At 65.8% G+C, this 1,390-nt stretch carries 1 protein-coding gene; it reads left to right on the top strand.

The window, feature by feature from the left end; genetic code table 11:
• Positions 1–10: 10 nt before the first annotated feature.
• Positions 11–1,390: AMP-binding protein (locus A5645_RS14195; protein ID WP_366663765.1), on the top strand; the 1,380-nt coding region annotated here is incomplete at its 3' end.

Below are 1,390 nucleotides of genomic sequence, written 5' to 3'. Positions count from 1 at the left end.
CACGCGTGCGGTGGGTGAGTTGGCGCGGGCGTGTCGTACCACGGTGAATACGGTGTTGCAGGGTGCTTTTGCGCAGGTGTTGATGTGGTTGACCGGGCAGCAGGATGTGGTGTTCGGGATCACGGTGTCGGGTCGGCCCGCGGAGGTGGTGGGTGCGGATTCGATGGTGGGGTTGTTGATCAATACGGTGCCGGTGCGGGTGCGGTTGAGTCCGTCGATGAGCGCGGCGGATTTGTTGGCTCGGTTGCACCGGGTGCACAACGAGACCTTGGAGCATCAGCATTTGGCGTTGACCGAGATCCACCGCCTCAGTGGCCACGACCGGCTCTTCGACACCCTCTTCGTATACGAGAACTACCCGATGGACCTGACCCGAATGATGGACGGGGCCACCGTCAGCGGCAGCAGCACCCATGACTACACCCATTATCCGCTGACCATCCGCGCGATGCCGGGGGTGGAGTTGGGGTTGCGGGTGGAGTTCGACACCGCGGTTTTGGATGCCGGTCGTGTTGGCGTGTTGGTGGATTGGTTCATCCGGGTGTTGGAGGGGATGAGCGCCGATGCGGGGCGGCGGTTGGCGGTGCTGGATCTGCTGGGTGCTGGTGAGCATGCGGGGTTGGCGCGGTGGGGTAACCGGGCGGTCTTGACCGGACCTGGGCCGGTGCCGGTGTCGATTCCGTTGTTGTGGGCTCAGCAGGTGGCGCGCACGCCGGCGGCGGTGGCGGTGGTGGGTGAGGGTCGGTCGCTGACTTATCGCGAGTTGGAGGAGTCGGCGAACCGGTTGGGGCACTTGTTGTCCGGGTTGGGGGTGGGTCCGGGTCAGTGGGTGGGGTTGTTGGTGTCGCGTTCGCCCGCGGCGGTGGTGGCGATGCTGGCGGTGCTCAAGACCGGGGCTGGGTATGTGCCGATCGATCCGGGGTTGCCCGATGAGCGGGTTGATTTCATGGTGGCCGATGCCGGTCCGAGTGCGGTGTTGACCACCGCGGGGTTGGCGGAGCGGTTGGCCGGGCATGCGGTGGCGGTCATCGATATCGAGGATCCGGGTCTGCGTAGTTACCCGGCTACGGCGTTGCCGGTGCCTTCGGGGGCCGAGGTGGCCTACCTGATTTACACCTCGGGGACCACCGGCGTTCCCAAAGGTGTTGCGGTGACTCAGCATAACGTGACGCAACTGTTGGCCTCGGTGCGCGCCAAGCTGCCCGCGGCCGGGGTGTGGTCCCACTGGCACTCGCTGGCCTTCGACGTCTCGGTCTTCGAGATCTGGGGCGCCCTGCTCTCGGGAGGCCGCCTGGTCATCGTCCCCGAATCGGTGGCCCGCTCACCCGAAGACTTCCACACCCTGCTGGCCACCGAAAACGTCACCATCCTCAGCCAAACCCCCTCGGCG

Source organism: Mycobacterium asiaticum, from assembly GCF_001673635.1.
Lineage (GTDB): Bacteria > Actinomycetota > Actinomycetes > Mycobacteriales > Mycobacteriaceae > Mycobacterium > Mycobacterium asiaticum_C.
This window is presented reverse-complemented; position numbering and strand designations above follow the sequence as displayed.